This is a genomic window from Pseudomonas rosaeacicularis (genome assembly GCF_057128745.1).
Window position 1 is genome coordinate 162,883 of sequence record NZ_JBSKHT010000001.1, and the last position, 26,083, is coordinate 188,965.

The window sequence follows — 26,083 nt, forward strand, 5'->3', positions numbered from 1 at the left end:
TCGTTTGAGATTTCAAACGCACTTGTCCGGTCTCCCGCACCTTTTGCAAGCTGTGCATTCAGGGTCCCGGCGATGTTTTCCTGACGGCAGCCTCGTCCGAGGCGCCTTTGAACAATCAATAAAACGCTGCGCCCTCGCGCGGTGCTGTTTAGGAGACCGACATGCAGCTCAAAGACTCCACGTTGTTCCGCCAACAGGCCTATATCAATGGCGCCTGGGCAGATGCCGATGGCGGCCAGACGATCAAGGTCAACAACCCGGCAAACAACGAGATTCTGGGCACCGTGCCCAAGATGGGCGCTGCTGAAACCCGCCGCGCCATCGAAGCGGCAGACAAGGCTTTGCCGGCCTGGCGTGCACTGACCGCCAAAGAGCGCTCCAACAAACTGCGTCGCTGGTTCGAGCTGATGATCGAGAATCAGGACGACCTGGGCCGCCTGATGACTCTGGAGCAAGGCAAGCCACTGGCCGAAGCGAAAGGCGAAATCACTTACGCCGCTTCCTTTATTGAGTGGTTCGCGGAAGAAGCCAAGCGCGTCTACGGCGACGTGATCCCGGGTCACCAACCGGACAAGCGCCTGATCGTGCTCAAGCAGCCAATCGGCGTGACTGCGGCGATCACCCCCTGGAACTTCCCGGCCGCAATGATCACCCGCAAAGCCGGTCCGGCCCTGGCCGCTGGCTGCACCATGGTCCTCAAGCCTGCATCGCAAACCCCTTACTCTGCACTTGCACTGGCCGAACTGGCTGAGCGCGCTGGCATCCCCGCTGGCGTGTTCAACGTTGTGACCGGCAGCGCGGGCGACATCGGCGGCGAGCTGACCAGCAACCCCATCGTGCGCAAATTGTCGTTCACCGGCTCGACTGAAATCGGTCGCCAGTTGATGGCTGAATGCGCCCACGATATCAAAAAGGTTTCGCTGGAATTGGGCGGCAACGCGCCCTTCATCGTGTTCGACGATGCGGACCTGGATAAGGCCGTCGAAGGCGCGATCATCTCCAAGTACCGCAATAACGGTCAGACTTGCGTTTGCGCCAACCGCATCTATGTTCAGGACTCGGTGTACAACGCGTTCGCGGACAAGCTGAAGGTCGCGGTGGCCAAGCTCAAAGTCGGCAACGGCCTGGAAGAAGGCACCACCACCGGCCCTCTGATTGACGAGAAGGCCGTGGCCAAAGTCAAAGAGCACATCGCTGATGCCCTGAGCAAAGGCGCGAAAGTGCTGAGCGGTGGCAACAGCCTGGAAGGCAACTTCTTTGAGCCGACCATTCTGGTCAATGTCTCCAAGGATGCCGCCGTGGCCAAGGAAGAAACCTTCGGCCCGCTGGCGCCGCTGTTCCACTTCAAGGACGAAGACGAAGTGATCGCCATGGCAAACGACACCGAGTTCGGTCTGGCGTCCTACTTCTACGCACAGAACATGAGCCGCGTGTTCCGCGTTGCCGAGGCGCTGGAGTACGGCATGGTGGGTATCAACACCGGCCTGATCTCCAACGAAGTCGCGCCGTTTGGCGGGATCAAAGCTTCGGGCCTGGGCCGCGAAGGCTCCAAGTACGGAATCGAAGATTATCTGGAAATCAAATACCTCTGCCTCTCGGTCTGAGGCGCAGGTATCACAGCCTATGGGGCGCGAGAGCGACGCTTCACAGGCTTTTGTAGTACCGAAACTATTTGGTGGCCGGGAGGCCGCGACAGTCGATCATCGTATGCTGTCGTCGTTGACCCCCGCTGCTTCATCCTTGAACCACGCCGCCCGATGAGCGGCGAATGAGGAAATCATGAGCAAAACAAACGCATCCTTGATGAAACGCCGCGAAGCCGCTGTCCCGCGTGGCGTTGGTCAGATTCACCCAATCTTCGCTGATCATGCGAAGAACGCTACCGTCACTGACGTTGAAGGTCGTGAGTTCATCGACTTCGCGGGCGGCATTGCGGTACTCAACACCGGCCACGTGCACCCGAAAATCATCGCCGCCGTGACCGAGCAGCTGAACAAGCTGACTCACACCTGCTTTCAGGTGCTGGCGTATGAGCCGTACGTTGAGCTGTGTGAAAAAATCAACGCCAAGGTCCCAGGTGATTTCGCCAAGAAAACCCTGCTGGTGACCACCGGCTCCGAAGCTGTAGAAAACGCTGTCAAGATTGCTCGCGCTGCCACTGGCCGTGCTGGCGTGATCGCGTTCACCGGCGCATACCACGGTCGCACCATGATGACCCTGGGCCTGACCGGCAAAGTCGTACCTTACTCGGCCGGCATGGGCCTGATGCCAGGCGGCATCTTTCGCGCCATCTACCCGAACGAGCTGCACGGCGTAAGCGTTGACGACTCCATCGCCAGCATCGAGCGCATCTTCAAGAACGACGCCGAGCCCAAAGACATCGCCGCGATCATCATCGAGCCGGTTCAGGGCGAAGGCGGTTTCTACGTCGCGCCGAAGGCTTTCATGATTCGTCTGCGCGAACTGTGCGACAAACACGGCATCCTGCTGATCGCTGACGAAGTACAGACCGGCGCAGGCCGCACCGGTACTTTCTTTGCCATGGAGCAGATGGGCGTTTCGGCTGATCTGACCACCTTCGCTAAATCCATCGCTGGCGGCTTCCCGCTCGCCGGTGTCTGCGGCAAGGCCGAGTACATGGATGCCATCGCGCCGGGCGGCTTGGGCGGTACGTACGCCGGTAGCCCGATCGCTTGTGCGGCTGCTTTGGCGGTCATGGAAGTCTTCGAAGAAGAGCATTTGCTGGATCGCTGCAAAGCCGTCGGCGAGCGTCTGGTAACAGGCCTGCGCGCTATTCAGGCCAAGTACCCGGTGATCGGTGAAGTGCGTGCCCTCGGCGCGATGATTGCGCTTGAGTGCTTCGAAAACGGCGACACCCACAAGCCGAACGCGGCCGCTGTGGCGCAGGTTGTGGCCAAGGCGCGTGACAAGGGTTTGATCCTGCTGTCCTGCGGCACCTACGGCAACGTACTGCGCGTGTTGGTCCCGTTGACCTCGCCGGACGAGCAGCTGGATGCAGGCCTGAAAATCATCGAAGAATGCTTTGCTGAAATCGCCTGAAGCCATTAGGTCGCAGGTGATTAAATTGTGACCAAATGGAAAAAAACCCGCTTAGGCGGGTTTTTTCGTCTTATGGCGTCAGAAATATCGCTTTTGTTTGTTTCTGTGCGTTCTCTTTGACTAAGGTACGGGGAGTGATGCCGGAGAGTCATGATGACCGTTGTGAAGGCCCCCGATATAACCCGTGTATTGATTGCCGAATCCGATCCATGGATTCGCGAGATGCTCAGTGAAATGGTGTTGAGTGTGCGTTGCGATGCGCACCTACAAGTGTGTGCTGACGGCAGTCAGGCGTTGCAGTGGCTTAAGGGCGCGGTGCCTGACCTTGTGATCGCCTCGCGCGAGCTTGCTGGCATCGATGGCCTCAGCCTGCTGCGCAGCGTGCGTCTTGTGCGCAAGCAGCCGACAGTTCCCTTTATTCTCCTGAGCAACCGCAATGACGGTGCGAGCGTGCGCGAAGCTGTGCAGCTGGCGCCCACAGCCTATCTCACCAAACCACTGAACATGGACGGCCTGCGCTTGCGTCTGGAAGGGTTGCTGCTGGACAGCGGCGCTCAGGTCGCGTGTGAAGTCCCAAGCCTTGCGCCCGGTCTGACGCTGACCGACTTTCTGGAGAAGCGTCGTGAAGTGGCCGATGGCGCGCCGTTGTTTGTCGACGTGCAGCAGGCGATCACGCTCAGCCAAGGACCTTCCGGGCTCGACATCAAGCTGCTTGAACAAGCGCTGATGCCTGATCCGCAACTGGTGGCCGGGCTGATCGCGGCGGCCAACAGTGCGGCTCAGCATTTGGGCAAGCCGATTCAGACATTGCATCAGGCGCTGGCAACCTTGGGAGGTACGCAAAGCGCGAACTTGATCTCAGGCATGGCCATGAAGCGCGGCGCGGTGTTAACCGATGATGCGCTGATTGTACGGGCCAATGAGTGTTGGGGTTTGTCTCAACGCACCGCCAATTACGCCCGCACTCTGGCGCGGATGCTGGAGCTTGACCAGGAGCGCTGTCACTGCGCGGGCTTGCTGCGCAATCTTGGGGATCTGGCCGTACTGCGTTGTCTGCAGGAGTGGTCGCTGGCGGGTGGCGTGCTCAGTGATGAGGTGATCACCCGTGCTCTGAATCAATATTCTGCAGCGTTTGGCTCAGCACTACGCACCCGTTGGCGTCTGCCTTTGGAGCTGCGCGAGCTCATTGCGGCGGTTTACCAGTACAACACCGGCGTATTCACGCGCGAGGTGCTGGCGATGAATGTGGCAGGAGAGATGGGTCGGCTGGGCGACGAGGAAAGCGCGTTGCAGGCCTTGGCCAAATCCAAGCCGGCGCGGTTGTTGAAAATCGATGCGTCGGATCTGGAGCGGTTGCGCAAGAAAGTAGAGGGGTAGAGTTTAGTGTTGTAGGAGATTACCCGTCGTCGAGACGCCGCACCGTCACACAGTAGACACTGATCCTGTTGGAGCTAGGCTTGCCCGCGAAGCCAGCGACGCAGGGCGTCAGATAAACCGAGGCGTAAACTTCGCGGGCAAGCCTCGCTCCAACAATTAGCGCCGTGTCAGACCAGCACGATCTGATTCTTGCCCTGACGCTTAGCTTGATACATCGCCGCATCAGCTCTGGCAAACAGCGCTTCCAGGCTTTGATCATCCGGACCGAGATTGGTCAGGCCTTGGCTTGCGGTAATGCCGAATGATTTGTCGTCGCGCTGAAAGCTCAGGCGCTGAATTTCACGTTGCAGGCGCTCGGCGATCTGTTTGGCCATCTCTGGCGCGCAACCGGGAAACACCGCCGCAAATTCTTCCCCGCCGATGCGCCCGAACAGGTCGCCTCGGCGCAGCGTCGTTCGTCCGCTTTCGGCGATGCGCTGTAGCACGATGTCACCTTCCTGGTGACCGTAGGTGTCGTTGACCAGCTTGAAGTCATCCACGTCCAGCAACAGGAACGCCATCGGCGTGCCTTGCAGCCGCGCCTGTTCGAACTCGCGCTGGGCGCATTCGAAGAAATGACGACGGTTGCTACTCTGCGTGAGCACATCGGTGGTGGCGAGCCGCTGCAACTCGTCCTCCAGGTGTTTCTTTTCGGTGATGTCTTCGGCGATGCCGACAACGATCAGGCGCTGGCCTTGCTCGGCCTGATGGCTGATGAAGCATTTGTCGCTAAGCCAGCGAACCTGGCCGTCAGCGCGGATGATGCGATATTCGCGATCCTCGACCGAGCCCTTCTCGAGCACTTCGCTCAGGCTGCGTTCGGCGTAATCGAGGTCGTCGGGATAAATGCTGTCGCGCCATTCGCCGAAGTCCGCCAGTAGCAGGCCCGCCGAGCGACCAAAAATGCGTTCATAGGCGGGGCTGACGTAGATCATGCGTTGGGTTTGCCAATCAAACGCCCAAAGTACCGCGTTCACGCTGACCAGCAGTGAGCTGAACAGCTGCTCGCGCTCGCTTAGCCGTGCCACTTCTGCCTGGGCATGCATCAGCGCCAGCAACGTCTCAGCTGCAGCGGGTACTTCAACAATGGGCGTTTGGTTGTCCATGAGCACTGCATCTCAGTCATAAGGTGCGGCGCACAGCCACAACATGCACACAGGATAGTGTGAGAGTGGAGTTCTGATCGGACGGCTGGCGCGAAGTTCCGATCGGCGCCCACTGGGATCAGTGCGCGCCGATCAACGGCATCAGGTGTGAGAAGGGCGCAGCGAGTAGGTTTTCAGCTGATCGGCGAATTCGCGAAGCGACTGAATTCCGCTGGCTTCGGCCTCATGCACCCAGTCCTTGATCGCCGCGAGCATGTCGTGGCCGTTAGTGCTGGTCTTGAGCCAGATCTGCTGCAATGCCAGGCGTTTTTCGTAGATCACGGTCAACGCCTGACTGTGCGCCAGCATGCTTTGAATGCGCAGTTGGTGCTTGTCGTCCAGCAGGCTGGTTTCCCGAGACAGCAGGCGCTTGGCGCGATGGAACTGGTGCCGCACCGACGCATCGGCCTTGGCCAGTTCTTGTGCAACCAAGGGTGCAATCACCAACTTGCGGTACTGGGCCATGATCTGGAAGCGGTTGTTGAGAATCGCCATCGCGGTGTCCATATCCAAGTGGCCCTTGCCCTCCACGCGATGAGCGATCGGCGCTACGCGCTGGACCTTGGCCAGACGCAGGAAGCTGAACAACTTGATCCACGCCCAACCCATGTCAAATTCCCATTTCTTGACCGACAACTTGGCCGAGTTCGGGTAGGTATGGTGGTTGTTATGCAACTCTTCGCCGCCAATGATGATGCCCCAAGGCACCAGATTGGTGGCTGCGTCGCGACACTCGAAGTTGCGATAGCCGACCGCATGACCCAGGCCGTTGACCACGCCGGCGGCCCAAAAAGGAATCCACATCATCTGGATCGCCCAGACGGTGATGCCGATCACGCCAAACAGCGCCAGATCGAGCACGCCCATGATGGCAATGCCCAGCAACGGAAAGCGCGAATACAGATTGCGCTCGATCCAGTCTTCGGGGCAGTTTTTGCCGTAGATGCGTAGCGTGTCCGGGTTCTCGGCTTCGGCGCGATACAGTTCAGCACCTTTACGCAGCACCGTGGACAAGCCCTTGATGACCGGGCTGTGCGGGTCATCGACGGTTTCGCATTTTGCGTGGTGCTTGCGGTGGATAGCGGTCCACTCGCGGGTGTTCTGCGCCGTGGTCAGCCACAGCCAGAAACGGAAGAAGTGTTTGAGCCCGGCGTTGAGTTCCAGAGAACGGTGGGCTGAATAGCGGTGAAGGTAAACCGTGACGCTGACGATGGTGATATGAGTCATCACCAGAGTGACTGCGACCAATTGCCAGACAGAAAGGTCGAGCAAACCGTTGTTCCACATAGGCTGAATTGCCCTCGATAAAAACGCGTAGAGGTGTGGTGGAGCAGGGCGCATTATCACTTAGCCACCAGATAAAACCAGTCGCCCTTTTAGATAAGAGTGGCAAGATGTTTCTCGATTAAGCCTCGTTCCTTTGTAAGGGTTTTCCTCTTTCTATGTCAGTTAACACCCGTGACGCAGTGCGAATGGTACTTCTGTATGGGCTTGCGTCAATTCTCTGGTTAGGCGTCAGCGATTACTTGCTGCCCTATCTGATCGAAGAACCGGCTCGATTGGCGCGCGGGCAACTGATGAGTGGCTACGTCTGGCTGGCGATCAGCGCGGTTTTTATCTTCCTGACGCGGACGCGTTTGCTGCTGCACATGGGCGTCAGGTCGGAAGAAAGACGCAAAGAAGACCAGCAAAAACTGCGTCTTGCGGCAGCAGTGTTCGATAGCACCCTGGAAGGTGTTCTGGTTACAGACGCTGACGGTGTGATCGTTCAGGTCAATCGCGCCTTTATGGACATCACGGGTTATCAAGAGCGCGAAGTGTTGGGCCAACAACCCAGCAAGTTCAAATCAGGCCGCCATGGCGCTGACTTCTACGAGCACATGTACAAAACCGTGCTGGGCACGGGGGCATGGAGCGGAGAAATATGGAATCGGCGCAAAAGCGGCGAGGTCTACCCGCAATGGCAGAGCATTCGCACGATCAAGGACAACCACGGACGCATCACACACTATGTGGCGGTGTTTTCCGACATCACACTCGTCAAACACTCCGCCCAGGAAATCGCCCACCTTGCGCATTACGACGCCCTGACCGGACTGCCCAATCGCCTGCTTTTCACTGACCGTGCCGAACAGGCGTTGACCCATTCACGTCGCTCCAAACGCGGTTGCGCATTGCTGCTGATCGATCTGGATCACTTCAAGCACATCAACGACAGCCTGGGCCACAACGTCGGCGACCAGTTGCTCAAGGCCGTGGTCGAGCGCTTGCAGAGCGTACTCGACTGCGGCGTAACGCTGGCACGGCTGGGCGGCGACGAATTTGCGGTGCTGCTGGAAAACGGCCAACTGGCGCCTGAGCTGGCGCAGCGCATTCTTGACTCGATGCGTGAACCGTTCGTGCTGGACGGACAGACGTTGTTCATCAACGTCAGCATTGGCATCAGTCTGTTCCCCCACGATGCGGCGGGGGCCGAGGAGCTGTTGCGCCACGCCGACGCTGCGCTATTCAAGGCTAAAAGCCAGGGACGCGAAAGTTACGCCCTGTATAACGAAGAACTTACCGCACATTCTCGCCAGCGCGTGGAGCTGGCCAGTGAGCTTCGGCGTGCCATCGAGCACAACGAGCTGCGGGTTTTTTTTCAGCCCATCCACGACCTGCAGACCCGGCGCATTCAAGGTGTCGAGGCGTTGGTGCGCTGGCAGCATCCGGAGCGCGGCATGGTGTCGCCCGGTGAGTTCATTCCGGTTGCCGAGCAAAGCGGGCTGATCGCAGATATCGACCGTTGGGTGCTGACCCATGCCTGCGAGCAAATGCGCCGGTGGTTAGCTGAAGGCGTGAAGATTTCCTACGTGGCAGTCAATGTTTCGAGCCGGCTGTTCAGCGGCACAGATCTGGATCGTCGCGTGGCGCAGGTGCTGAGTGAAACCGGACTGGACCCCAAGTATCTGGAGCTGGAAGTCACAGAAAGCGCAGTCATGAAAGACCCGGAGCAAGCCATCGAGCAGATGCATCGCTTGCGCGAATTAGGGCTGAGACTGTCCATCGACGATTTTGGCACTGGCTATTCGTCCTTGCTGCGGCTCAAGCGCATGCCTGTGCAGACGTTGAAAATCGACCAGGGATTCGTAGCCGGATTGCCTGGCGATGACGACGATATTGCGATTGTCCGCGCCATCATTGCTTTGGCCCGAAGCATGGGCCTGCGGGTACTGGCCGAGGGCATCGAGCAAGCGGATCAGGCGCATTTTCTGTTGGAAAATAACTGTGAATTAGGCCAGGGCTACTGGTTTGCACGTCCGATGCCTGCCGAGCACATCGATTGGCATCATGCCCCGATTTTTGCGCCTTCTTGAGATCGGCTCCGCCGTTTGCCGGACCGCCGTGCCGCATTTCCTGGCTAAATGCCATTTAGCTATATCGGCATTCTTAAATAGTATTTTTAAGAATAACCGTGCCTCATTAAGATTGCTCCATGCCACCAGCCGCCCCCTTCCACTCGTGCTGCGGGCAACTCATCAAGGAGCACGATCATGAGCGCATCCCTACGTAGCGTCGACGGCCAGGACGAAGCAAGTATCTTGCGTGAAATCCAGAGCGCACTGCGCGATCTGCGTTTCGGCGCGGTTGAAATCACTGTGCACAACGCGCAAGTGGTGCAGATCGAACGTAAAGAAAAATTCCGTTTGCAGAATCCGGGTAACAAACCGAGCTGAAGTCTGTGCTGAGCCCCTTTTTGTAGGAGCTGCCGAAGGCTGCAATAGGACTTCGGATCGAATCGCAGCCTTCGGCAGCTCCTACAGATTCGTCAGGGAACGGCCCGATCACCCAACAATTAAAACTAGAAAAACCAATAACGCACCCAGGAGCTTGATTCATGTCCATTCGCCGTTATGCGCTGGCCGCTCTCGCCAGCGCTGTGTTTGCCGGTTCCGCCGTCGCCAAGGATTACGAGCTGCTGAACGTGTCCTATGACCCGACGCGTGAGCTGTATCAGGATTACAACGCTGAGTTCGTTAACTTCTGGAAAAAATCACACCCGGACGACAAGGTCGAAATCAAGCAATCCCACGGCGGCTCGGGCAAGCAAGGGCGTTCGGTCATCGATGGTCTGCGCGCTGACGTCGTGACCCTGGCACTGGCCGGCGATATCGACGAAATCGCAAAACTGGGCAAAACCCTGCCCGAGAACTGGCAGACCCGACTGCCGGATGCCAGCACCCCGTACACCTCGACCATCGTGTTCCTGGTGCGCAAGGGCAACCCCAAAGGCATCAAGGACTGGGGCGATCTGATCAACAAAGATGTGTCGGTGATCACGCCAAACCCGAAAACCTCTGGCGGTGCGCGCTGGAACTTCCTAGCGGCATACGGCTACGGCCTGAAAACCGGCGGCAGTGAAGCCAAAGCCCAGGAATACGTGAAAGAGCTGTTCAAGCACGTCCCTGTTCTGGACACCGGCGCTCGCGGTTCAACCATTACATTCGTCAACAACGGTCAGGGCGATGTGCTGCTGGCGTGGGAAAACGAAGCGTTCCTGGCGCTGAAAGAAGACGGCGGCGCAGACAAATTCGATATCGTCGTACCTTCGCTGTCGATCCTGGCTGAGCCTCCTGTCGCTGTCGTTGACAAGAACGCCGAGAAGAAAGGCAACGAAGAAATCGCCACCGAATACCTGAAACATCTGTACAGCAAGGAAGGCCAGGAAATCGCGGCGAAAAACTTCTATCGTCCACGCAACGCAGAAGTCGCGGCGAAGTACGAAAAGCAATTCCCGAAACTTAACCTGCTGACCATCGACAAGGATTTCGGCGGCTGGAAAAGTGCGCAGCCGAAGTTCTTCAACGACGGCGGCGTGTTCGACCAGATCTACCAGGCGCAGTAATGCACGACCTGTAGGAGCCAACTTGTTGGCGAGGCGTTGTGTCAGGTTCGACGTCTCGCGAACAAGACTACGCGTCCCGGTTACTCCTACAGTAGTTGTTCGTTGAATCAAGAACCCGCATTCATTTGCGGGTTCCGTGTGTTAACCAAGGACTCTTATGTCGCGACGTACTTCCCCCGTCATACCCGGCTTCGGGCTGACGCTGGGTTACACCTTGGTGTACCTCAGTCTGATTGTGCTAATTCCGCTGGCGGCGATGTTCATTCACGCCTCGCAGCTGAGCTGGGGCCAGTTCTGGACCATCGTCACCGCGCCGCGCGTGCTGGCCGCGCTGAAGCTCAGCTTCGGCACTGCGTTTTACGCGGCGATCATCAACGGCATCATCGGCACACTCCTGGCCTGGGTGTTGGTGCGCTACACCTTCCCGGGTCGCAAGATCATCGACGCGATGATCGACTTGCCGTTCGCGCTGCCCACCGCTGTGGCCGGTATCGCGCTAACGGCGCTGTATGCGCCACAAGGGCTGGTAGGACAATTCGCTGCCGACCTCGGTTTCAAGATCGCCTACACGCCGCTCGGTATCACGCTCGCGCTGACCTTCGTGACGCTGCCGTTCGTGGTGCGTACCGTGCAGCCGGTGCTGGCCGATATCCCGCGTGAGGTCGAGGAAGCCGCAGCCTGCCTGGGCGCCCGTCCGCTGCAGGTGTTTCGCTATATCCTCGTACCCGCGTTGCTGCCCGCCTGGCTAACCGGTTTCGCGCTGGCGTTTGCCAGGGGTGTGGGCGAGTACGGTTCGGTGATTTTCATCGCCGGCAACATGCCGATGAAAACCGAGATCCTGCCGCTGCTGATCATGGTCAAACTCGACCAATACGACTACACCGGCGCGACGGCCATCGGCGTGATGATGCTGGTGGTGTCGTTCATTCTGTTGCTGCTGATCAACTTGCTGCAGCGACGCATCGAAACCCCAACCTGAGGAGGCGCACATGTCTGGTTCATCGCTTATCGCCGCTTCCTGCGCCAACGCTGCCCGTCGTGGCAGTGCGGTGTCGCGGCGCATTCTGATCAGCCTGGGTTGGCTGGTCTTCGCGCTGTTTTTGTTGTTGCCGTTGTTCATCGTCGTGTCCCAAGGGCTGAAGTCTGGCCTTGGAGCTTTCTTCACGGCTATCTTCGAGCCGGACGCCCTGTCGGCGCTCAAGCTGACCGTGATCGCGGTACTGATTTCGGTGCCGCTCAACGTGGTGTTCGGCGTCAGCGCCGCCTGGTGCGTGAGTAAATATTCGTTCCGTGGCAAAAGCTTTCTGGTGACGCTGATTGATCTGCCGTTCTCGGTCTCGCCGGTCATTGCCGGTCTGGTCTACGTGCTGATGTTCGGCGCCCAAGGGCTGTTCGGGCCGTGGTTGCAGGATCACGACATCCAGATCGTCTTCGCACTGCCTGGCATCGTGCTGGCGACGATTTTCGTCACTGTGCCGTTCGTGGCGCGTGAGCTGATCCCGCTGATGCAGGAGCAAGGCACGCAGGAAGAAGAGGCCGCGCGGTTGCTCGGTGCCAATGGCTGGCAGATGTTCTGGTACGTGACGGTACCCAACATCAAGTGGGGCCTGATCTATGGCGTGGTGCTGTGTACTGCCCGGGCCATGGGCGAGTTCGGCGCAGTGTCAGTGGTCTCCGGTCACATTCGCGGCGTCACCAACACACTGCCGCTGCACGTCGAGATTCTCTACAACGAATACAACCACGTGGCCGCATTTGCCGTGGCGAGCCTGCTGCTGATCCTTGCGCTGTTTATCCTGCTGCTCAAGCAGTGGAGCGAAGCGCGCATTACCCGTCTGCGCCAAAGTGCGGCGGAGGAATAATTCATGTCGATCGAAGTCCGTAACGTCAGCAAGAATTTCAACGCCTTCAGGGCCCTCGACAGCATCAATCTGGACATCCAGAGTGGCGAGCTGGTGGCGTTGCTGGGCCCTTCCGGGTGTGGCAAGACCACGCTGCTGCGTATCATCGCCGGGCTGGAAACGCCGGACCAGGGCAACATCGTATTCCATGGCGAGGATGTTTCCGGGCACGATGTGCGTGATCGCAACGTCGGGTTCGTGTTCCAGCATTACGCGCTGTTTCGCCACATGACCGTCTTCGACAACGTCGCGTTTGGTCTGCGCATGAAGCCGAAAAACCAGCGCCCGAGCGACAGCCAGATCACGGCGAAAGTCCATGAGCTGCTGAACATGGTGCAGCTGGATTGGTTGTCGGATCGATATCCTGAGCAGTTGTCCGGCGGGCAGCGCCAGCGGATCGCGTTGGCTCGCGCCCTGGCGGTAGAGCCCAAGGTTTTGTTGCTGGATGAGCCTTTCGGCGCACTGGATGCCAAGGTGCGTAAAGAACTGCGCCGCTGGTTGGCGCGTCTTCACGAAGACATCAACCTGACCTCTGTGTTCGTGACCCACGACCAGGAAGAAGCCATGGAAGTGGCGGACCGTATCGTGGTGATGAACAAGGGCGTGATCGAGCAGATCGGCTCGCCGGGCGAAGTGTATGAAAACCCGGCCAGCGATTTTGTGTATCACTTCCTCGGTGATTCGAATCGTCTGCATCTGGGCGCCGACAATCATGTGTTGTTCCGCCCGCACGAAGTGTCGCTGTCGCGTCATGAGCTGGAGGATCACCACGCGGCTGAAGTGCGCGACATTCGGCCATTGGGTGCGACCACGCGGGTGACGCTGAAGGTGGAAGGGCAGAGCGAGTTGATCGAAGCCGAAGTAGTCAAAGACCACGACAGCCTGGTCGGTTTGGCGCGTGGCGAAACGCTGTTCTTCAAGCCGAAGGTTTGGCAGAAGGTTGCCAATATCTGATTGGCGGACGCCGCGTATTTGCGGCGAAACGCGAACCTGTAGGAGCGAACTTGTTCGAGGCGCTAGGGCTGATACCACGCAGCGCCTTGCTCGCCAACAAGTTGGCTCCTACAGAAACGCGTGCATGGTTCGGGTCTGTAGGAGCGTACGAGCAGCGCGAGGCCGCGATGCGGTGTTTCAGATGTATCGCAATCGCAGCCTTCGGCAGCTCCTACAGGGTTATGTGTTTGCCAACATATCTGTGGGAGCGGACCTGTCCGCGAAGGGGGCCGGTACATCCGACACATCCATTGCGCTTGATCAATCGCCTTCGCGGGCAAGCGCGCTCCTACAGATATCCGCGTTGCCAGATATTTGCGGTCACGGCTAAACCACCGTCTTCATATCCCTTCTGCGCGACGGGCCGACGCGCTTTTCGATTTCATGCTGCAAGCCCTTGCGCATGCCCAGCAAGAACGCCAATTCCGCGACTACGAACAGCGGGCCGATGATCAGGCCCGAGACATCGTCGATAAACGCAGGTTTTCGTCCTTCATAGTAGTGACCTACAAACTGAATCCCCCAACCCACGATAAACATCCCCAGCCCTGCGCTCAGCCAAACCAGCGTCGCCTGCTGTGCGAGCAGCGCGCCGGCCCACAGGCAAAGCCCCAACAAAGCAGCCATCAGCACGCCAAAAATCAGGTCCAGCCGCAGGTAGAAAATAATCGACGCCAGCGCCATAAACGTGGCGGGCGATAGCCAGAATCCGCCGACAAAACCTCCCGGTAGGGAAAGTAGTACAGCCACTGCGAGCACAATCAGCGGGATGCCTAGGAAATGGCTGACGATGTTCCGGGTATCCCTATGGTAGGACGCGTATTGGCTCAAATAATCGATGAGGTTTTTCATTGTTTTTGTTCCCTCCTAGCGTTGATCATGCCGCTGTTTTTGGGCGGGCAAGTAGCGATTCGATCCAGCCTGATACAAATATCGAACAAGAAAAAGGAGATTCACGTGACGAATGGAACCCAATGGCGCTCATGGTTAATCAATGATCAGTGGTTCAACGAGTTGCCTGCCAAATTGCAGGATAGCTTGCTGGTTTCAATGCAGCAGCGTCGGGTGACGCCGGGCAAGCTCATCTTCCGAAAGGACCACCCGGTGTGCGGCTTTTACGCGTTGCTGGAGGGTACGTTGCGCATGGGCCTGCCGTGCCAGCAGCGTCAATGGCTGCCCACTAATGATTTCAGAAGGCCGTACTGGTTTGGCGAAGTCTCGCTCTTCGAAGACAACCCCCGTTTGCAGGACATCTATGCTGAGGACCAGGCCATCACGCTACAAATGCCGCAGCAGGCGTTGCGTGAGCTGCTCAAGGAACATCCTGAATACCGGCGCTACTTTGCTGATTTGCTGAGCCGCAAACTGGGCCTGAAAATCCCGCCAGCAGGCCAGTTCACGCTGCTGCCCACCGTGGAGCGCGTGGCCTTCCGGCTGCTGATGCTGGCCGAGGGATATGGCGAGATCAACGGTGCGGTGCGCATTGTTTCTCGCAACGATCTGCCGTCCGAGCAGTGTCTGGGCCTGAACGCCGAGAGCATCGACCGCACGCTTTCAGAGCTCTGCGAGCGCAAGATCATTCGCCGTGATCACGACTTCATTTCGATTCCGGATTCCGACAAGCTCCGGCGCCTGGCCAGGCACCGATTGACCGAATGATCGCTTATCAACCTTGAAAGCTCACAACCCAAGACCTGCGCGATACTGACTCGGAGTCGTCCCGGTCCAGCGCTTGAACGCCCGGCTGAAACTGCTGGTGTCAGCGAAACCCAACAGATAGGCAATCTCGCTCAGTGAGCTGCCGGGCTCGCGCATGTGTTGCAGCGCCAGATTCTGCCGGCATTGATTGAGCAGCAAATCGTAGCTGCAACCTTCATCGGCCAGATGTCGCTGGAGGCTGCGCAGGCTCAGGTGCAAATTGTGCGCGATGCGCTCGGCGGAGGGTTCGCCCTCAGGTAATTGAAGTTCGATGGCGCCGCGGACCTTGCGCTCCCACGTCAGCACGGAAAGCTGCTCGAGGGTGCGGTTGAGCACAGTTTCGTTGTGCTGGGCCAGTTCCGGATTGGCGTCGTCCAGATGGCTGTCGAAGTCGGCGCAGGCGAATTCCAGCAGGTTCTCTTCGGCGCCGAAGAATAACGGCGCGCGGAACACGTCGTGCCATGGCTTGGGGTCAGCGGGCTGAGGACGCACCAGGTGCACGGCGAGCGGGGCGTAATGGCGGCCTAAACGGTTGCGGCAGGTGCGCACGTAGATCGCGGCGAAGGCATCCATGGCCTCGTTTGCGGGCACGGGGCTGCCTTGCGGGACGACGAAGCGAAACTCGTATCGATCCCCCGCCCGCCCGAAACTCAAGTTCAACGCGTCGCTGACCACCGGGTGATAACGCACGATGCGCTCGAACACCTCACGCAACGAACCACTGGCCACCAGCGCGTAGCCGAGGGCGTGGAAGGTGGTCGGGCTGACAAACCGTGACACTCGCAAACCCAGTGCCGGATCACCGCTGGCCTCGACCGCCATTTCCCACAAGCGCGTAGTGATGGTCACCGGATAGCGAGCGTTGGGGTCGTCCATCAGCCGTGGATCAAGACCCGCAGCCAGGCTCATTGCGTTGCTGTCGAGGCCTATGGCGTCGAGTTGCTTGCGCAGGGCGCGGGTCCAGCTGGCGAGAATGCTCGGTTCAGGCATACAGGTTGGCGCTTCCGGTCAACAGGTTGGCGTGTGTGGCCGCGCGAGAATGGGTCAGGCGCGCCACAGTAGCGAATCGATTTTCACCCATCATAAAAATAGAGGATGGAAGCATGCACGGCACTTGCGCAAGCCCCGCCGGACTGAATGCACAGCAGCGATCAGCGCATATTCGCGCGGTGGTCATGGCGCGAGGGGATGAACTGCGCAAGCGCTACCCCATCCTGAAGTATCAGGACGCGATAGGGGTGGGCATTCTGGCATTCGCCCTGACCGGCATGATCGCCAGCGCAGCGCTCTACATCGCGGGTTACATGGCGTGGTGGACGTGTTTGCTGGTCAATGCGTTTCTCGCGTCACTGACTCACGAGCTTGAGCACGATTTGATTCACAGCATGTATTTTCGCAAGCAGCGAGTGCCGCACAACCTGATGCTGGCGCTGGTGTGGATGGCCCGGCCCAGCACGATCAATCCGTGGATTCGCCGCCACCTGCACCTCAATCACCATAAAGTCTCCGGCACCGAAGCCGACATGGAGGAGCGAGCGATCACCAATGGCGAGCCTTGGGGCATCGCGCGGTTGCTGATGGTGGGGGATAACGTGATGTCCTCGTTGATCCGCACGTTGCGGGCAAAAACCTGGGCGCACAAACGCAGCATTCTCAAACGTACGCTCAAGGTCTATGCGCCGCTGGCGTTGCTCAACTGGGGTGCCTGGTATGTGTTCCTGGGGTTTCATGCCGCCAATGGGGTGGCGAGTTTGCTGGGCGCGAGCATAGATTGGTCGAGCAATACGCTGGCGGTGATGCAGGTGATCGACATCGCCGTGGTGGTGCTGGTAGGCCCGAACGTGTTGCGCACCTTTTGCCTGCATTTCGTCAGTTCCAACATGCATTACTACGGCGACGTGGAGCCCGGCAACGTCATGCAGCAGACCCAAGTACTTAACCCGCGGTGGATGTGGCCGTTGCAGGCGTTCTGCTTCAACTTCGGCAGCACCCATGGGATTCATCATTTTGTGGTGAAAGAACCCTTCTACATCCGGCAGATGACCGCGCCAGTGGCGCACACAGTCATGGCTGAAATGGGCGTGCGGTTCAATGATTTCGGCACGTTTGCAAGGGCGAATCGTTTAGAACGACCAGATGCAGCGGTCCAGGCGCCGACCGGTTCCCGTGCCTGACCGATGTCCCCTGTAGGAGCGAACTTGTTCGCGAGACGTCGGACCTGAAGTGCTGCGTCCTCAGTCTCGCCAACAAGTTGGCTCCTACAGATAGAAATTAGGCATCGATAAAAATTCTGTAACAACTCTTGCGTATGCTTCACCTGTCCGCCAGAAGACAGGGTCGGACAGTTTGCAGGGCCGTTCCTTAAGGCAGGGTGCGGCCCTTTTTTTCGCTCGATTTTCGGCGTCGCCCCAGTCCTGTTCGCTATATGTTTTTAAGCTATTAATAAATAGCTTCTTATTCCTTAACGAATATATGCCTCGTCCTTATACTCGCCACCATGAATGCAACATGCAGGAGGCGAACCCCATGCATAACGAGTCGATCCGCTACGTGATCCTGCCTGGCTGGCAAGGGTCTGCCGACGACCATTGGCAAACTCACTGGCAAAACAGCCTGCCCAACAGCGTGCGTGTGGAACAGGCCGACTGGCTCAAGCCACGCCGCGAAGATTGGGTGGGTGAACTGCAACGCACTATCGCCGCTGACAGTACGCCAGTGATCCTGATCGCTCACAGCCTGGGTTGCGTCACCGTCGCACATTGGGCGCAACTGGCGCCGTTGGAAACCCTGCGGCAGGTGCGCGGCGCGTTGCTCGTCGCTCCGGCTGATGTCGAACGGGCCAACTGCCCGCCGGCTATTCGAAATTTCGCACCGATTCCGGAGCATCTGTTGCCGTTCCCGGCCCAAGTCGTCAGCTCCGATAATGACTCCGCCGTCAGCGCCCTGCGTGCGATGGAAATGGCCCGTAACTGGGGTGCTGAAGTCGGAATCATCAGCGGTGGCGGGCACATAAACGTCAAATCCGGACACCAACGCTGGGAGCAAGGGTTCGCGTATCTCTACCGTCTGCAGGGTCGCATGGAGCATCTGTCGCGCCGTCGCGCCTGATCCACCAGACCTTCTTCTTATCCCGAACGAGCCAAGCGCTTCTGATCGCCGCCCTTTTGCGAACGAAGCCCTTGGGCTCGTCGGCCTATTTTTGCAACGCTCGGGATCCTGTGAGGAGTCGGGCGGGAGTCTGCCATGAGTCATCCTGAAACCAACGGCCAGCCACTGCTGACCTTCCCCGAAGCTGAAAAAAGCCCGTTGAGCATTCGTGCCAAGGCGCTGCTGTTTTTCGACCCGCGCTCGCGCCGCCTGCGTGAAGAAATGGAGTTATTGGCGGCTCAGGAATTGCCGGTGCTGATTCGTGGCGAAACGGGGACGGGCAAGGAGTTGCTGGCGCGGCACATTCATCGCGGCAGTGATCGGGCCGGATTGTTTGTGTCGGTCAATTGCGGCGCCATCAGCCCTACGTACGCCGACGCAGAACTGTTCGGTTATGCCGCAGGCGCACACAGCGGGACGGTCAGTAGTCGGGCGGGATGGTTTGGTTCGGCCACGGGGGGCACGTTGTATCTGGATGAGATCGCAGACTTGCCGCTCTCGATCCAGATAAAACTCCTGGCGGCGCTGGAAAATCACGAAGTCACCCGCGTCGGCGCCCAACAGCCAAGCCCGGTGGATGTGCGCCTGGTTGCTGCCACCAGTATCGATCTCGGATTGGCAGTGGCCGCCGGAAAATTTCATGAGCGTCTTTATCACTACTTGAGCGAAGGGCATCTGGAAATGCCTGCGCTTCGCGATCAGCCGGGCAACATCCTGCCACTGGCCGAGTATTTCCTGGGCATTTACAGCCAGCGGTTCGACTTCCCGATGCCATTGATCAGCGACGCTGCGCAACAGGTTCTGGAGCGACACACCTGGCCGGGCAATACGCGAGAGCTGGAAAACGTCATTCACTTTGCATTGTTGGTGAGCAGCGGCGAAGAGCTGTTGCCGGAGCATTTGAATCTGCCGCAGGCGGCTGAGCCCTTAGCCCGCATTGAGAAAGACGTCCGGCGATTGATTGCGGGTGGCAACTCGGAGGACTTGGCAACGCTGCGAGCACTTCTGGCCTCTGCAGAAAAACTTCTGTAACGGTGCCACTGTGGGAGCGGACCTGTCCGCGAAGGCGTCGGTACATTCGACCTATTATTGTCGTTTGGAAGACTGTCTTCGCGGACGCGTCCGCTCCCACGGTGACATCGCGCATGACCGAATATTTCGCAAAACCCGCCGTGTACTGGCAATTTGACTTCTGATAACCAAAAAGAATATCGATTTGCTTAAAAAGTATTGTCTCGGAATAAACAAAATCGGTAATGTCCGCCCCACGCCGCCGATAACACGTGTCGATGGCACAATCACAATCACAATCACAATCACAAGCGCGAGTCGCCCACAGGCGGCCGAATACTCCTAAGGACATCGCATGAAAAAGACGTTTTTGTTTACCGCACTGGCGGCTGCTCTTTCCCTCGGCGTCAGCGCCGCGCAAGCTGCCGAAAAACTGATTGTCGGCGCCACTGCGGTTCCGCATGCCGAGATCCTCGAGCTGATCAAGCCTGAACTGGCCAAAGAAGGCGTGGACCTGGAAATCAAGGTCTTCACTGACTACGTGCAGCCAAACGTGCAGTTGAACGAGAAACGTCTGGACGCCAACTACTTCCAGACCAAACCGTACCTGGATGGCTTCAATAAAGGCAAAGGCGCGCATCTGGTGACAGGTGTGGGCGTGCATGTTGAACCGTTTGGCGGCTATTCCAAGAAGTGGAAATCCATTGCTGACCTGCCAGAAGGCGCAACCGTTGCCATCCCTAACGAAGGCAGCAACGCCGGTCGTGCCCTGCTGCTGCTGCAGAAAAATGGTCTGATCACTCTGAAAGACCCGACCAACGCGCTGGCGACCCCGAAAGACATCGCCACCAACCCGAAAAAACTGAAGTTCCGCGAACTGGAATCGGCTTTGCTGCCGCGCGCGCTGGACCAGGTTGACCTGGACCTGATCAACACCAACTACGCGCTGGAAGCCAAGCTCAGCCCGAAGAAAGACGCGCTGATCATCGAAGGTGCTGATTCGCCTTACGTGAACTTCCTGGTCACCCGTGAAGACAATGCGCAGACCGACGCAATCAACAAACTGTCCAAAGCCCTGACCAGCCAGCAAGTCAAAGACTTCATCAACAAGAAGTACGACGGCGCGGTATTGCCAGCGTTTTGATGAGGTGGGCAACGCCTGAAGACTGTTGGAGCGAGGCTTGCCCGCGAAGCTGTTATCAGTCGATGCACATTTATTGGCTGTACGTTCGCTTCGCGGGCAAGCCTCGCTCCAACAGGTACATGCTTTAGTTGTTTTCCACGCCGACGGCTTGCACATGCGTCGGCGTTTTTGCGTCTAGGGCAGGGGCTAGTCCGATCAGAGCTATGCATATGCGCTAACGGTATTTAAATTTCGATTCTTATAGCTATAAAGTTCTCCATCCTCAGCCTTTGCCTTCTGGAGTCGGAGTTCTCATGCCAGCAGCCTCCCAATCTTCATCTTCCGCGCAAGCCCCCGGTCAGCAGTTCGATGTGCGTCCATTCGCCGAAAAGGTGGGCGCGGAAATCGTCGGTCTGGATCTGTCCCGTCCGCTGAATGACGCAGACTTTGCTCGTGTTCACAAAGCTCATCTGGATCACCACGTTGTGGTGTTCCGCGATCAGCAGATCACCCCGCAACAACAGATCGAGTTCAGCCGCCGTTTCGGTGTGCTGCAGATTCACGTCCTCAAGCAATTCTTGCTCGCCAATCACCCTGAGATCCTCATCGTCTCGAACATCGTCGAGAACGGTCAGCCGGTCGGCCTGGGCGATGCCGGCAAGTATTGGCACTCGGACCTGTCCTACAAAGAGCTGCCGAGCCTGGGTTCGATGCTCTACGCGCAAGAATTGCCGAGCGAGGGAGGCGACACGCTGTTCGCCGATATGCACCTGGCTTGGGAAACCCTGCCCGAGCATCTGCGCAAAGCGGTTGAAGGACGCTCTGCCGTGCACAGCTATACCTCGCGTTATCGCGAAGGGCACAACGCGCAGAACTGGCGTCCGACCTTGAGCGCCGAGCAGCTGGCCCAGGTCGTGGTGGTCAGCCATCCGATCGTGCGCACGCATCCGGAAAACGGGCGCAAAGCGTTGTTCGTCAGCGAAGGTTTCACCACTCACATCGTCGGACTGCCGGAAGACGAGAGTCAGCAGATTCTCACTGAGCTGTACGCCCACAGCGTGCGAGCCGAAGGCGTCTACCGCCACAAATGGCAAAAAAACGACATGGTCTTCTGGGACAACCGTTCCCTGATTCACCTGGCAGGCGGCACACCCGACCATCTACGTCGCCGCCTGCACCGCACCACCATCCAGGGTGACGCGCCGTTCTGATTCAGGAGAGTTCCATGAACGCTGTTCTGCAAAGCCACACGGCTAGCAATGGCTCGACCGCGCAACCGCTCAATCAGCCCAACGCTGAACCGCTGTTGCAAGTGCAGGGCGTCAGCCTTGAGTACCGCACCCCCGAGCGCGTGGTGCGGGCGACCCATCAAGTTAGTTTCGAGATCGACCCGGCAGATCGCTTCGTGCTGCTCGGCCCATCGGGCTGTGGCAAATCCACGTTGCTCAAGGCGGTGGCCGGTTTCATCCAGCCAAGCGAAGGCAAGATTCGTCTGGCCGGCCAGGAAGTCAAAGAGCCAGGCCCGGATCGCATCGTGGTGTTCCAGGAGTTCGACCAGCTGCCGCCCTGGAAGACTGTTATCCAGAACGTCATGTTCCCGCTGTTGGCTTCGCGCACGTTGAAGCGCCCTGAGGCCGAAGAGCGCGCGCGGTATTACCTGGAAAAGGTCGGTCTCAGTGCGTTTGCCGATGCTTATCCGCACACCTTGTCTGGCGGCATGAAGGCCCGTGTGGCAATTGCCCGTGCGCTGGCGATGCAGCCGAAAATCCTGTTGATGGATGAGCCTTTCGCGGCCCTCGACGCACTGACTCGCCGCAAGATGCAGGAAGAGCTGCTGGAGCTGTGGGACGAGGTGCGCTTCACGCTGCTGTTCGTCACGCACTCCATCGAAGAAGCGCTGGTGATCGGCAACCGAATTCTGTTGCTGTCGCCGCATCCGGGGCGCGTACGCGCTGAAATCAACAGCCATCAGTACGACCTGAAAAGCCTGGGCGGTGTTGATTTCCAGGCCTCGGCGCAGCGTATTCACCGGCTGCTGTTCGATGAAGGCGATGAACCTGTGGTTGAGCAGGACATACGTTTCCAGGACGTTCGGATCGCTTACTAATTTGCGCGATCTCTGTAGGAGCGAACTTGTTCGCGAAGCATTGGACCTGACACACCGCATCAGGTCCCCTCGCCAACAAGTTGGCTCCTACAGAATCGGCGTCGCCCTATCTAGAGAATTCTCCATGAGCCTTTCCCCCCCAATCCGCGAGGAATACGAAGTCGCGCTGGAGCCTTTCACTCAGGAAGACCTGGCCCGCGACATCCCCCTCGTGCAGCGCATCTGGCAACAGAGCTGGGTGCGCAAAAGTGTGATCCTGATTGCCTTGGCGGTGATCTGGGAGATCGCTGCGCGCATTCAGGGCAACGACCTGTTGCTGCCGAGCTTTCTGCAAACCGCTCACGCCTTCTTCGACGGCATCGCCAGTGGTGAGTTACTGGAAAAAGTCTGGATCTCCCTGAAGGTGCTGATCAAGGGTTACGTGATCGGCATCGTCCTGGCGTTCGGTTTGACCACGCTTGCGGTATCGACCCAACTGGGCCGCGACCTGCTCGGCACCTTGACCGCGATGTTCAACCCGCTGCCGGCCATCGCGCTGCTGCCGTTGTCGCTGCTGTGGTTCGGGCTCGGCGAGAACAGCCTGGTGTTCGTCCTCGTGCACTCGGTGTTGTGGGCGTTGGCGTTGAATACCTACGCGGGCTTTCTCGGTGTTTCGGAAACCCAGCGCATGGCCGGTCGCAATTACGGGCTCAAGGGCTTGCGGTTCGTCTGGTACATCCTGATCCCCGCCGCGCTGCCGTCGATTCTGGCGGGCTTGAAAATCGGCTGGGCGTTTGCCTGGCGCACCCTTATCGCAGCCGAACTGGTGTTTGGCGCGTCGTCCGGCAAAGGCGGGCTGGGCTGGTACATCTATCAGAACCGCAACGAGCTCTACACCGACAAAGTGTTCGCAGGGCTGGTGGCGGTGATTTTGATCGGCCTGCTTGTAGAGAATCTGCTGTTCGCCAATATCGAACGGCTGACCGTCAAGCGCTGGGGCATGCAGCGTTGATGCTGGCGAACTAGAACTATCGATATTCCAATTGTGTATTTATTGGCGATGGTTCGGTAACAGTAAGCTATAAGCACCGGACCACCGTATTCGCCGGGCTGCGCTCCTAACTTGTCTCATCGCGAGGATTTCATGGTCTCTTCATTCAAGCGTCCAACGCTTACAACACTGGCTGCAACGTTAGGCCTGACCGGTGCGTTGCTGAGCAGCGGCGCCCATGCTGAAGGCAAGATCAGCATCGCCCAGCAGTTCGGCATCGGTTATCTGATCCTCGACGTCGTTCAGCAACAAAAACTGATCGAGAAGCACGGCAAGGCGGAAGGCCTGGACATCGAAGTCAACTGGAACAGCATCTCCGGCGCCACCGCGATGAACGAAGCGCTGCTGGCTGGGGCGCTGGACGTTGTATCGGCTGGCGTGCCGCCGATGCTGACGATCTGGGACCGCACCAAGGGCAAGCAGAACGTCAAGGCCATCGCCTCTCTCGGTTCGATGCCCAACTACCTGCTGACCAACAATCCCAACGTCAAAACCCTGAAAGACTTCACCGACAAAGACCGGATTGCAGTGCCAGCCGCAGGCGTGGGCTTCCAGTCGCGCACACTGCAGATCGAAACCGCGAAGCTTTTCGGCGATGCCGAATTCAAGAAGTTCGACAACATTTCCGTGAGCATTCCTCACCCGGATGCGACTGGCGCGCTGCTGGCCGGCGGCTCGGAAATCAACTCGCACTTCTCAAGCCCTCCATTCCAGTATCAGGAACTGGAAAACCCGAAGGTGCACAAGGTTCTGAGTTCCTACGACATCCTCGGCGGTCAGGCCACGTTCAACGTGCTTTACACCACGCAGAAATTCCACGACGAAAACCCGAAGACCTACAAAGCGTTTTACGACGCGCTGGCTGAAGCCGAGAAGATCATCAAGGCCGACAAACCTGCTGCCGCGAAGACTTACGTCGATGTAGAGAAGTCGAAGTTGCCGCTGCCGTTCGTTGAGAAAATCGTCTCCGATCCGGAAATCGACTTCACCATCGTGCCGCAGAAAACCTTCATCTACGCCACCAAGCTGCAAGAGTTGGGGGTGCTGAAGAACAAGGCTGATAGCTGGAAAGACTATTTCTTTGAAGAAGCCCATGGCGGCGACGGTAGCTGATTGAGCTTGGCTCTACTCGCCTGACTTGAGGCATTCGCGGACAGGTCCGCTCCCACTGGTACGATGCAAATCTCTGTAGGAGCGAACTTGTTCGCGAGGCGGTGTATCAGGTTTACCCCACACCCGCCTGCTCGCCAACAAGTTGGCTCCTACAGAAACCGAGTGGGTCAAGACCTGGTTGCGCGTGTGCCTCATTGATCGCTACAGCCGCGCCAGCTGCGGCAAATCCCCGGTCAGGCCCATGGCCTGACGCACGAACATCGCTTTGGCTTCGGACGATTGATCCACCATCTTCAAGCCGGTGTTGCGCAACCAACGCAGCGGCAGGGGATCGGCTTGGAACAATCGCTCAAAGCCTTCCATCGCCGCCATCAGCGCAAGATTGTGCGGCATGCGCCGACGCTCATAGCGGCTCAATACGCGTTCATCGGCCAAACGCTCGCCACGTCCTGCGGCGTGATGCAGCACTTCAGCCAGCACAGCCGCATCGAGAAAGCCCAGATTGACACCTTGCCCGGCCAGCGGATGAATCGTGTGGGCGGCATCGCCGATCAACGCCAGCCCTTCGGCGACGTAGCGTTTGGCATGGCGCTGACGCAACGGCACACAAACTCGTGGATCGGCCGCGATCACGGGCCCCAGACGCCCTTCGAATGCACCTTCCAGTTCACGACAAAAGAGTTCGTCTGGCAGCGCCATCAGGCGCTCGGCTTCAGCGGGCGTGACTGACCAGACGATGGAGCACCAGTGCTCGCCCTCACGCTCCAGAGGCAGGAACGCCAAAGGGCCATCGTCGGTGAAGCGCTGCCAAGCGGTTTTCTTGTGAGAATTAGTCGTGCGCACACTGGTGACAACGGCGTGATGCAGGTAGTCCCATTCGCGGGTTTCAGTGCCAGTCAATCGGCGGACCGCCGAGTTGGCGCCGTCTGCCGCAACCACCACAGGCGAGCGCAGCGTTCTTCCGTCTGCCAGCGTCAGCAGCCAGTCATCGCCGGAGCGGCGCATCTGCTCGAGCCGCGCATTGGCCAGCAAACCCACATCGCAATCGTGGAGCCGCTCGACCAGCGCATCCTGGATAACCCGGTTCTCGACGATGTGCCCAAGCACTTCGGCATGCACGCTGGCGGCGGAAAAATGCACCTGCCCGGTGCCGCTGCCGTCCCAGACTTCCATATCGCCATAGGGGCTGGCACGGCGCGAGACGATGCCGTCCCACACATTGAGGCGCTGCAGGATGCGCTGAGAAGCGGCAGACAAGGCGCTGACCCGAGGTTCGAAGGCTGCGGTCGGATCGAACGGTTTGACGCTCAGCGGGCTATTGTCGACCAGCAGAATGTTCAGCCCACTGTTCTGTAACGCCAGCGCGAGGGCGCTACCGACCATTCCAGCCCCGACAATCAGCAGATCTGCGCGCGTTTCCATGCTTTAAATCGTTCTCGCGTGTGGCCGAAGCC

At 58.5% G+C, this 26,083-nt stretch carries 23 protein-coding genes; 18 read left to right on the forward strand and 5 right to left on the reverse strand.

What is annotated here, in order from left to right; all coding sequences use genetic code 11:
• Positions 1 to 161 precede the first annotated feature (161 nt).
• The 3 genes from gabD to ACWKWM_RS00790 all read left to right on the forward strand — a co-directional run bounded on the left by gabD (position 162) and on the right by ACWKWM_RS00790 (position 4,437).
• A complete protein-coding gene (gene gabD / locus ACWKWM_RS00780) occupies positions 162 to 1,604 on the forward strand; it encodes an NADP-dependent succinate-semialdehyde dehydrogenase (protein WP_483844293.1) in 1,443 nt (480 codons plus the stop codon).
• A 175-nt stretch (positions 1,605 to 1,779) separates the two neighbouring features.
• Positions 1,780 to 3,060, forward strand: coding sequence for a 4-aminobutyrate--2-oxoglutarate transaminase (gabT, locus tag ACWKWM_RS00785; RefSeq protein WP_483844294.1), 1,281 nt, complete (start codon positions 1,780 to 1,782; stop codon positions 3,058 to 3,060).
• 150 nt (positions 3,061 to 3,210) lie between these two features.
• Entirely contained in the window at positions 3,211 to 4,437 is a 1,227-nt protein-coding gene (locus ACWKWM_RS00790) for an HDOD domain-containing protein (RefSeq protein ID WP_483844295.1), read from the forward strand.
• 167 nt (positions 4,438 to 4,604) lie between these two features.
• Here ACWKWM_RS00790 and ACWKWM_RS00795 read toward each other — a convergent pair whose 3' ends face one another.
• Both ACWKWM_RS00795 and desA read right to left on the reverse strand, forming a co-directional pair.
• Complete coding sequence (locus tag ACWKWM_RS00795; protein ID WP_483835098.1) at positions 4,605 to 5,582, reverse strand: GGDEF domain-containing protein; 978 nt, start codon at positions 5,580 to 5,582, stop codon at positions 4,605 to 4,607.
• Positions 5,583 to 5,723: 141 nt separating this feature from the next.
• Positions 5,724 to 6,908 carry a delta-9 fatty acid desaturase DesA gene (gene desA, locus ACWKWM_RS00800; protein ID WP_483844296.1) on the reverse strand — a complete coding sequence of 395 codons (1,185 nt, stop codon included), beginning with the start codon at positions 6,906 to 6,908 and terminating at the stop codon, positions 5,724 to 5,726.
• A gap of 155 nt (positions 6,909 to 7,063) precedes the next feature.
• Between desA and dibA the strand changes: the two genes are divergently transcribed.
• The 6 genes from dibA (at position 7,064) to ACWKWM_RS00830 (ending at position 13,361) form a co-directional block, all read left to right on the forward strand.
• Positions 7,064 to 8,977, forward strand: coding sequence for a phosphodiesterase DibA (gene dibA, locus ACWKWM_RS00805; RefSeq protein WP_483844297.1), 1,914 nt, complete (start codon positions 7,064 to 7,066; stop codon positions 8,975 to 8,977).
• 177 nt (positions 8,978 to 9,154) lie between these two features.
• Positions 9,155 to 9,337 (forward strand): sulfur starvation response protein OscA, encoded by a 183-nt coding sequence (gene oscA / locus ACWKWM_RS00810; protein ID WP_074752461.1) that lies wholly within the window; start codon positions 9,155 to 9,157, stop codon positions 9,335 to 9,337.
• 161 nt (positions 9,338 to 9,498) lie between these two features.
• Positions 9,499 to 10,506, forward strand: a complete 1,008-nt coding sequence (locus ACWKWM_RS00815; RefSeq protein WP_483844298.1) for a sulfate ABC transporter substrate-binding protein — start codon at positions 9,499 to 9,501, stop codon at positions 10,504 to 10,506.
• 157 nt (positions 10,507 to 10,663) lie between these two features.
• Entirely contained in the window at positions 10,664 to 11,485 is an 822-nt protein-coding gene (gene cysT / locus ACWKWM_RS00820) for a sulfate ABC transporter permease subunit CysT (protein ID WP_483844299.1), read from the forward strand.
• Positions 11,486 to 11,495: 10 nt separating this feature from the next.
• Positions 11,496 to 12,368: a sulfate ABC transporter permease subunit CysW gene (cysW, locus tag ACWKWM_RS00825; RefSeq protein WP_483844300.1), complete on the forward strand. Its 873-nt coding sequence runs from the start codon at positions 11,496 to 11,498 to the stop codon at positions 12,366 to 12,368.
• 3 nt (positions 12,369 to 12,371) lie between these two features.
• Positions 12,372 to 13,361: a sulfate/molybdate ABC transporter ATP-binding protein gene (locus ACWKWM_RS00830; protein WP_483844301.1), complete on the forward strand. Its 990-nt coding sequence runs from the start codon at positions 12,372 to 12,374 to the stop codon at positions 13,359 to 13,361.
• A gap of 366 nt (positions 13,362 to 13,727) precedes the next feature.
• Here the strand turns inward: ACWKWM_RS00830 and ACWKWM_RS00835 are convergent, their stop codons facing one another.
• Positions 13,728 to 14,252 (reverse strand): Mpo1 family 2-hydroxy fatty acid dioxygenase, encoded by a 525-nt coding sequence (locus ACWKWM_RS00835; protein WP_483844302.1) that lies wholly within the window; start codon positions 14,250 to 14,252, stop codon positions 13,728 to 13,730.
• A 27-nt stretch (positions 14,253 to 14,279) separates the two neighbouring features.
• Between ACWKWM_RS00835 and ACWKWM_RS00840 the strand changes: the two genes are divergently transcribed.
• Positions 14,280 to 15,059 carry a Crp/Fnr family transcriptional regulator gene (locus tag ACWKWM_RS00840; protein ID WP_483844303.1) on the forward strand — a complete coding sequence of 260 codons (780 nt, stop codon included), beginning with the start codon at positions 14,280 to 14,282 and terminating at the stop codon, positions 15,057 to 15,059.
• A 21-nt stretch (positions 15,060 to 15,080) separates the two neighbouring features.
• On the opposite strand, the gene ACWKWM_RS00845 is transcribed toward ACWKWM_RS00840, so the two are convergent.
• Positions 15,081 to 16,088 carry an AraC family transcriptional regulator gene (locus ACWKWM_RS00845; RefSeq protein WP_483844304.1) on the reverse strand — a complete coding sequence of 336 codons (1,008 nt, stop codon included), beginning with the start codon at positions 16,086 to 16,088 and terminating at the stop codon, positions 15,081 to 15,083.
• Between the two features lie 113 nt (positions 16,089 to 16,201).
• Between ACWKWM_RS00845 and ACWKWM_RS00850 the strand changes: the two genes are divergently transcribed.
• From ACWKWM_RS00850 to ACWKWM_RS00885, 8 genes are all read left to right on the forward strand, one after another.
• On the forward strand, positions 16,202 to 17,272 hold the full coding sequence (locus ACWKWM_RS00850) for a fatty acid desaturase (RefSeq protein WP_483844305.1): 1,071 nt from the start codon (positions 16,202 to 16,204) through the stop codon (positions 17,270 to 17,272).
• 352 nt (positions 17,273 to 17,624) lie between these two features.
• Entirely contained in the window at positions 17,625 to 18,206 is a 582-nt protein-coding gene (locus tag ACWKWM_RS00855) for an alpha/beta hydrolase (RefSeq protein ID WP_483844306.1), read from the forward strand.
• Between the two features lie 135 nt (positions 18,207 to 18,341).
• Complete coding sequence (locus tag ACWKWM_RS00860; protein ID WP_483844307.1) at positions 18,342 to 19,277, forward strand: sigma 54-interacting transcriptional regulator; 936 nt, start codon at positions 18,342 to 18,344, stop codon at positions 19,275 to 19,277.
• A gap of 334 nt (positions 19,278 to 19,611) precedes the next feature.
• Positions 19,612 to 20,400: a MetQ/NlpA family ABC transporter substrate-binding protein gene (locus ACWKWM_RS00865; RefSeq protein ID WP_483844308.1), complete on the forward strand. Its 789-nt coding sequence runs from the start codon at positions 19,612 to 19,614 to the stop codon at positions 20,398 to 20,400.
• A gap of 293 nt (positions 20,401 to 20,693) precedes the next feature.
• Complete coding sequence (locus ACWKWM_RS00870; RefSeq protein ID WP_483844309.1) at positions 20,694 to 21,590, forward strand: TauD/TfdA dioxygenase family protein; 897 nt, start codon at positions 20,694 to 20,696, stop codon at positions 21,588 to 21,590.
• A gap of 14 nt (positions 21,591 to 21,604) precedes the next feature.
• The gene (locus ACWKWM_RS00875) at positions 21,605 to 22,486 is read left to right on the forward strand and encodes an ABC transporter ATP-binding protein (RefSeq protein WP_483844310.1); all 882 of its coding nucleotides are present in this window, start codon (positions 21,605 to 21,607) and stop codon (positions 22,484 to 22,486) included.
• Between the two features lie 124 nt (positions 22,487 to 22,610).
• Positions 22,611 to 23,477, forward strand: coding sequence for an ABC transporter permease (locus ACWKWM_RS00880; protein WP_483844311.1), 867 nt, complete (start codon positions 22,611 to 22,613; stop codon positions 23,475 to 23,477).
• A gap of 132 nt (positions 23,478 to 23,609) precedes the next feature.
• A complete protein-coding gene (locus ACWKWM_RS00885; RefSeq protein ID WP_483844312.1) occupies positions 23,610 to 24,629 on the forward strand; it encodes an ABC transporter substrate-binding protein in 1,020 nt (339 codons plus the stop codon).
• Between the two features lie 201 nt (positions 24,630 to 24,830).
• On the opposite strand, the gene ACWKWM_RS00890 is transcribed toward ACWKWM_RS00885, so the two are convergent.
• Positions 24,831 to 26,051 (reverse strand): 2-octaprenyl-3-methyl-6-methoxy-1,4-benzoquinol hydroxylase, encoded by a 1,221-nt coding sequence (locus ACWKWM_RS00890; protein ID WP_483844313.1) that lies wholly within the window; start codon positions 26,049 to 26,051, stop codon positions 24,831 to 24,833.
• Positions 26,052 to 26,083 lie beyond the last annotated feature (32 nt).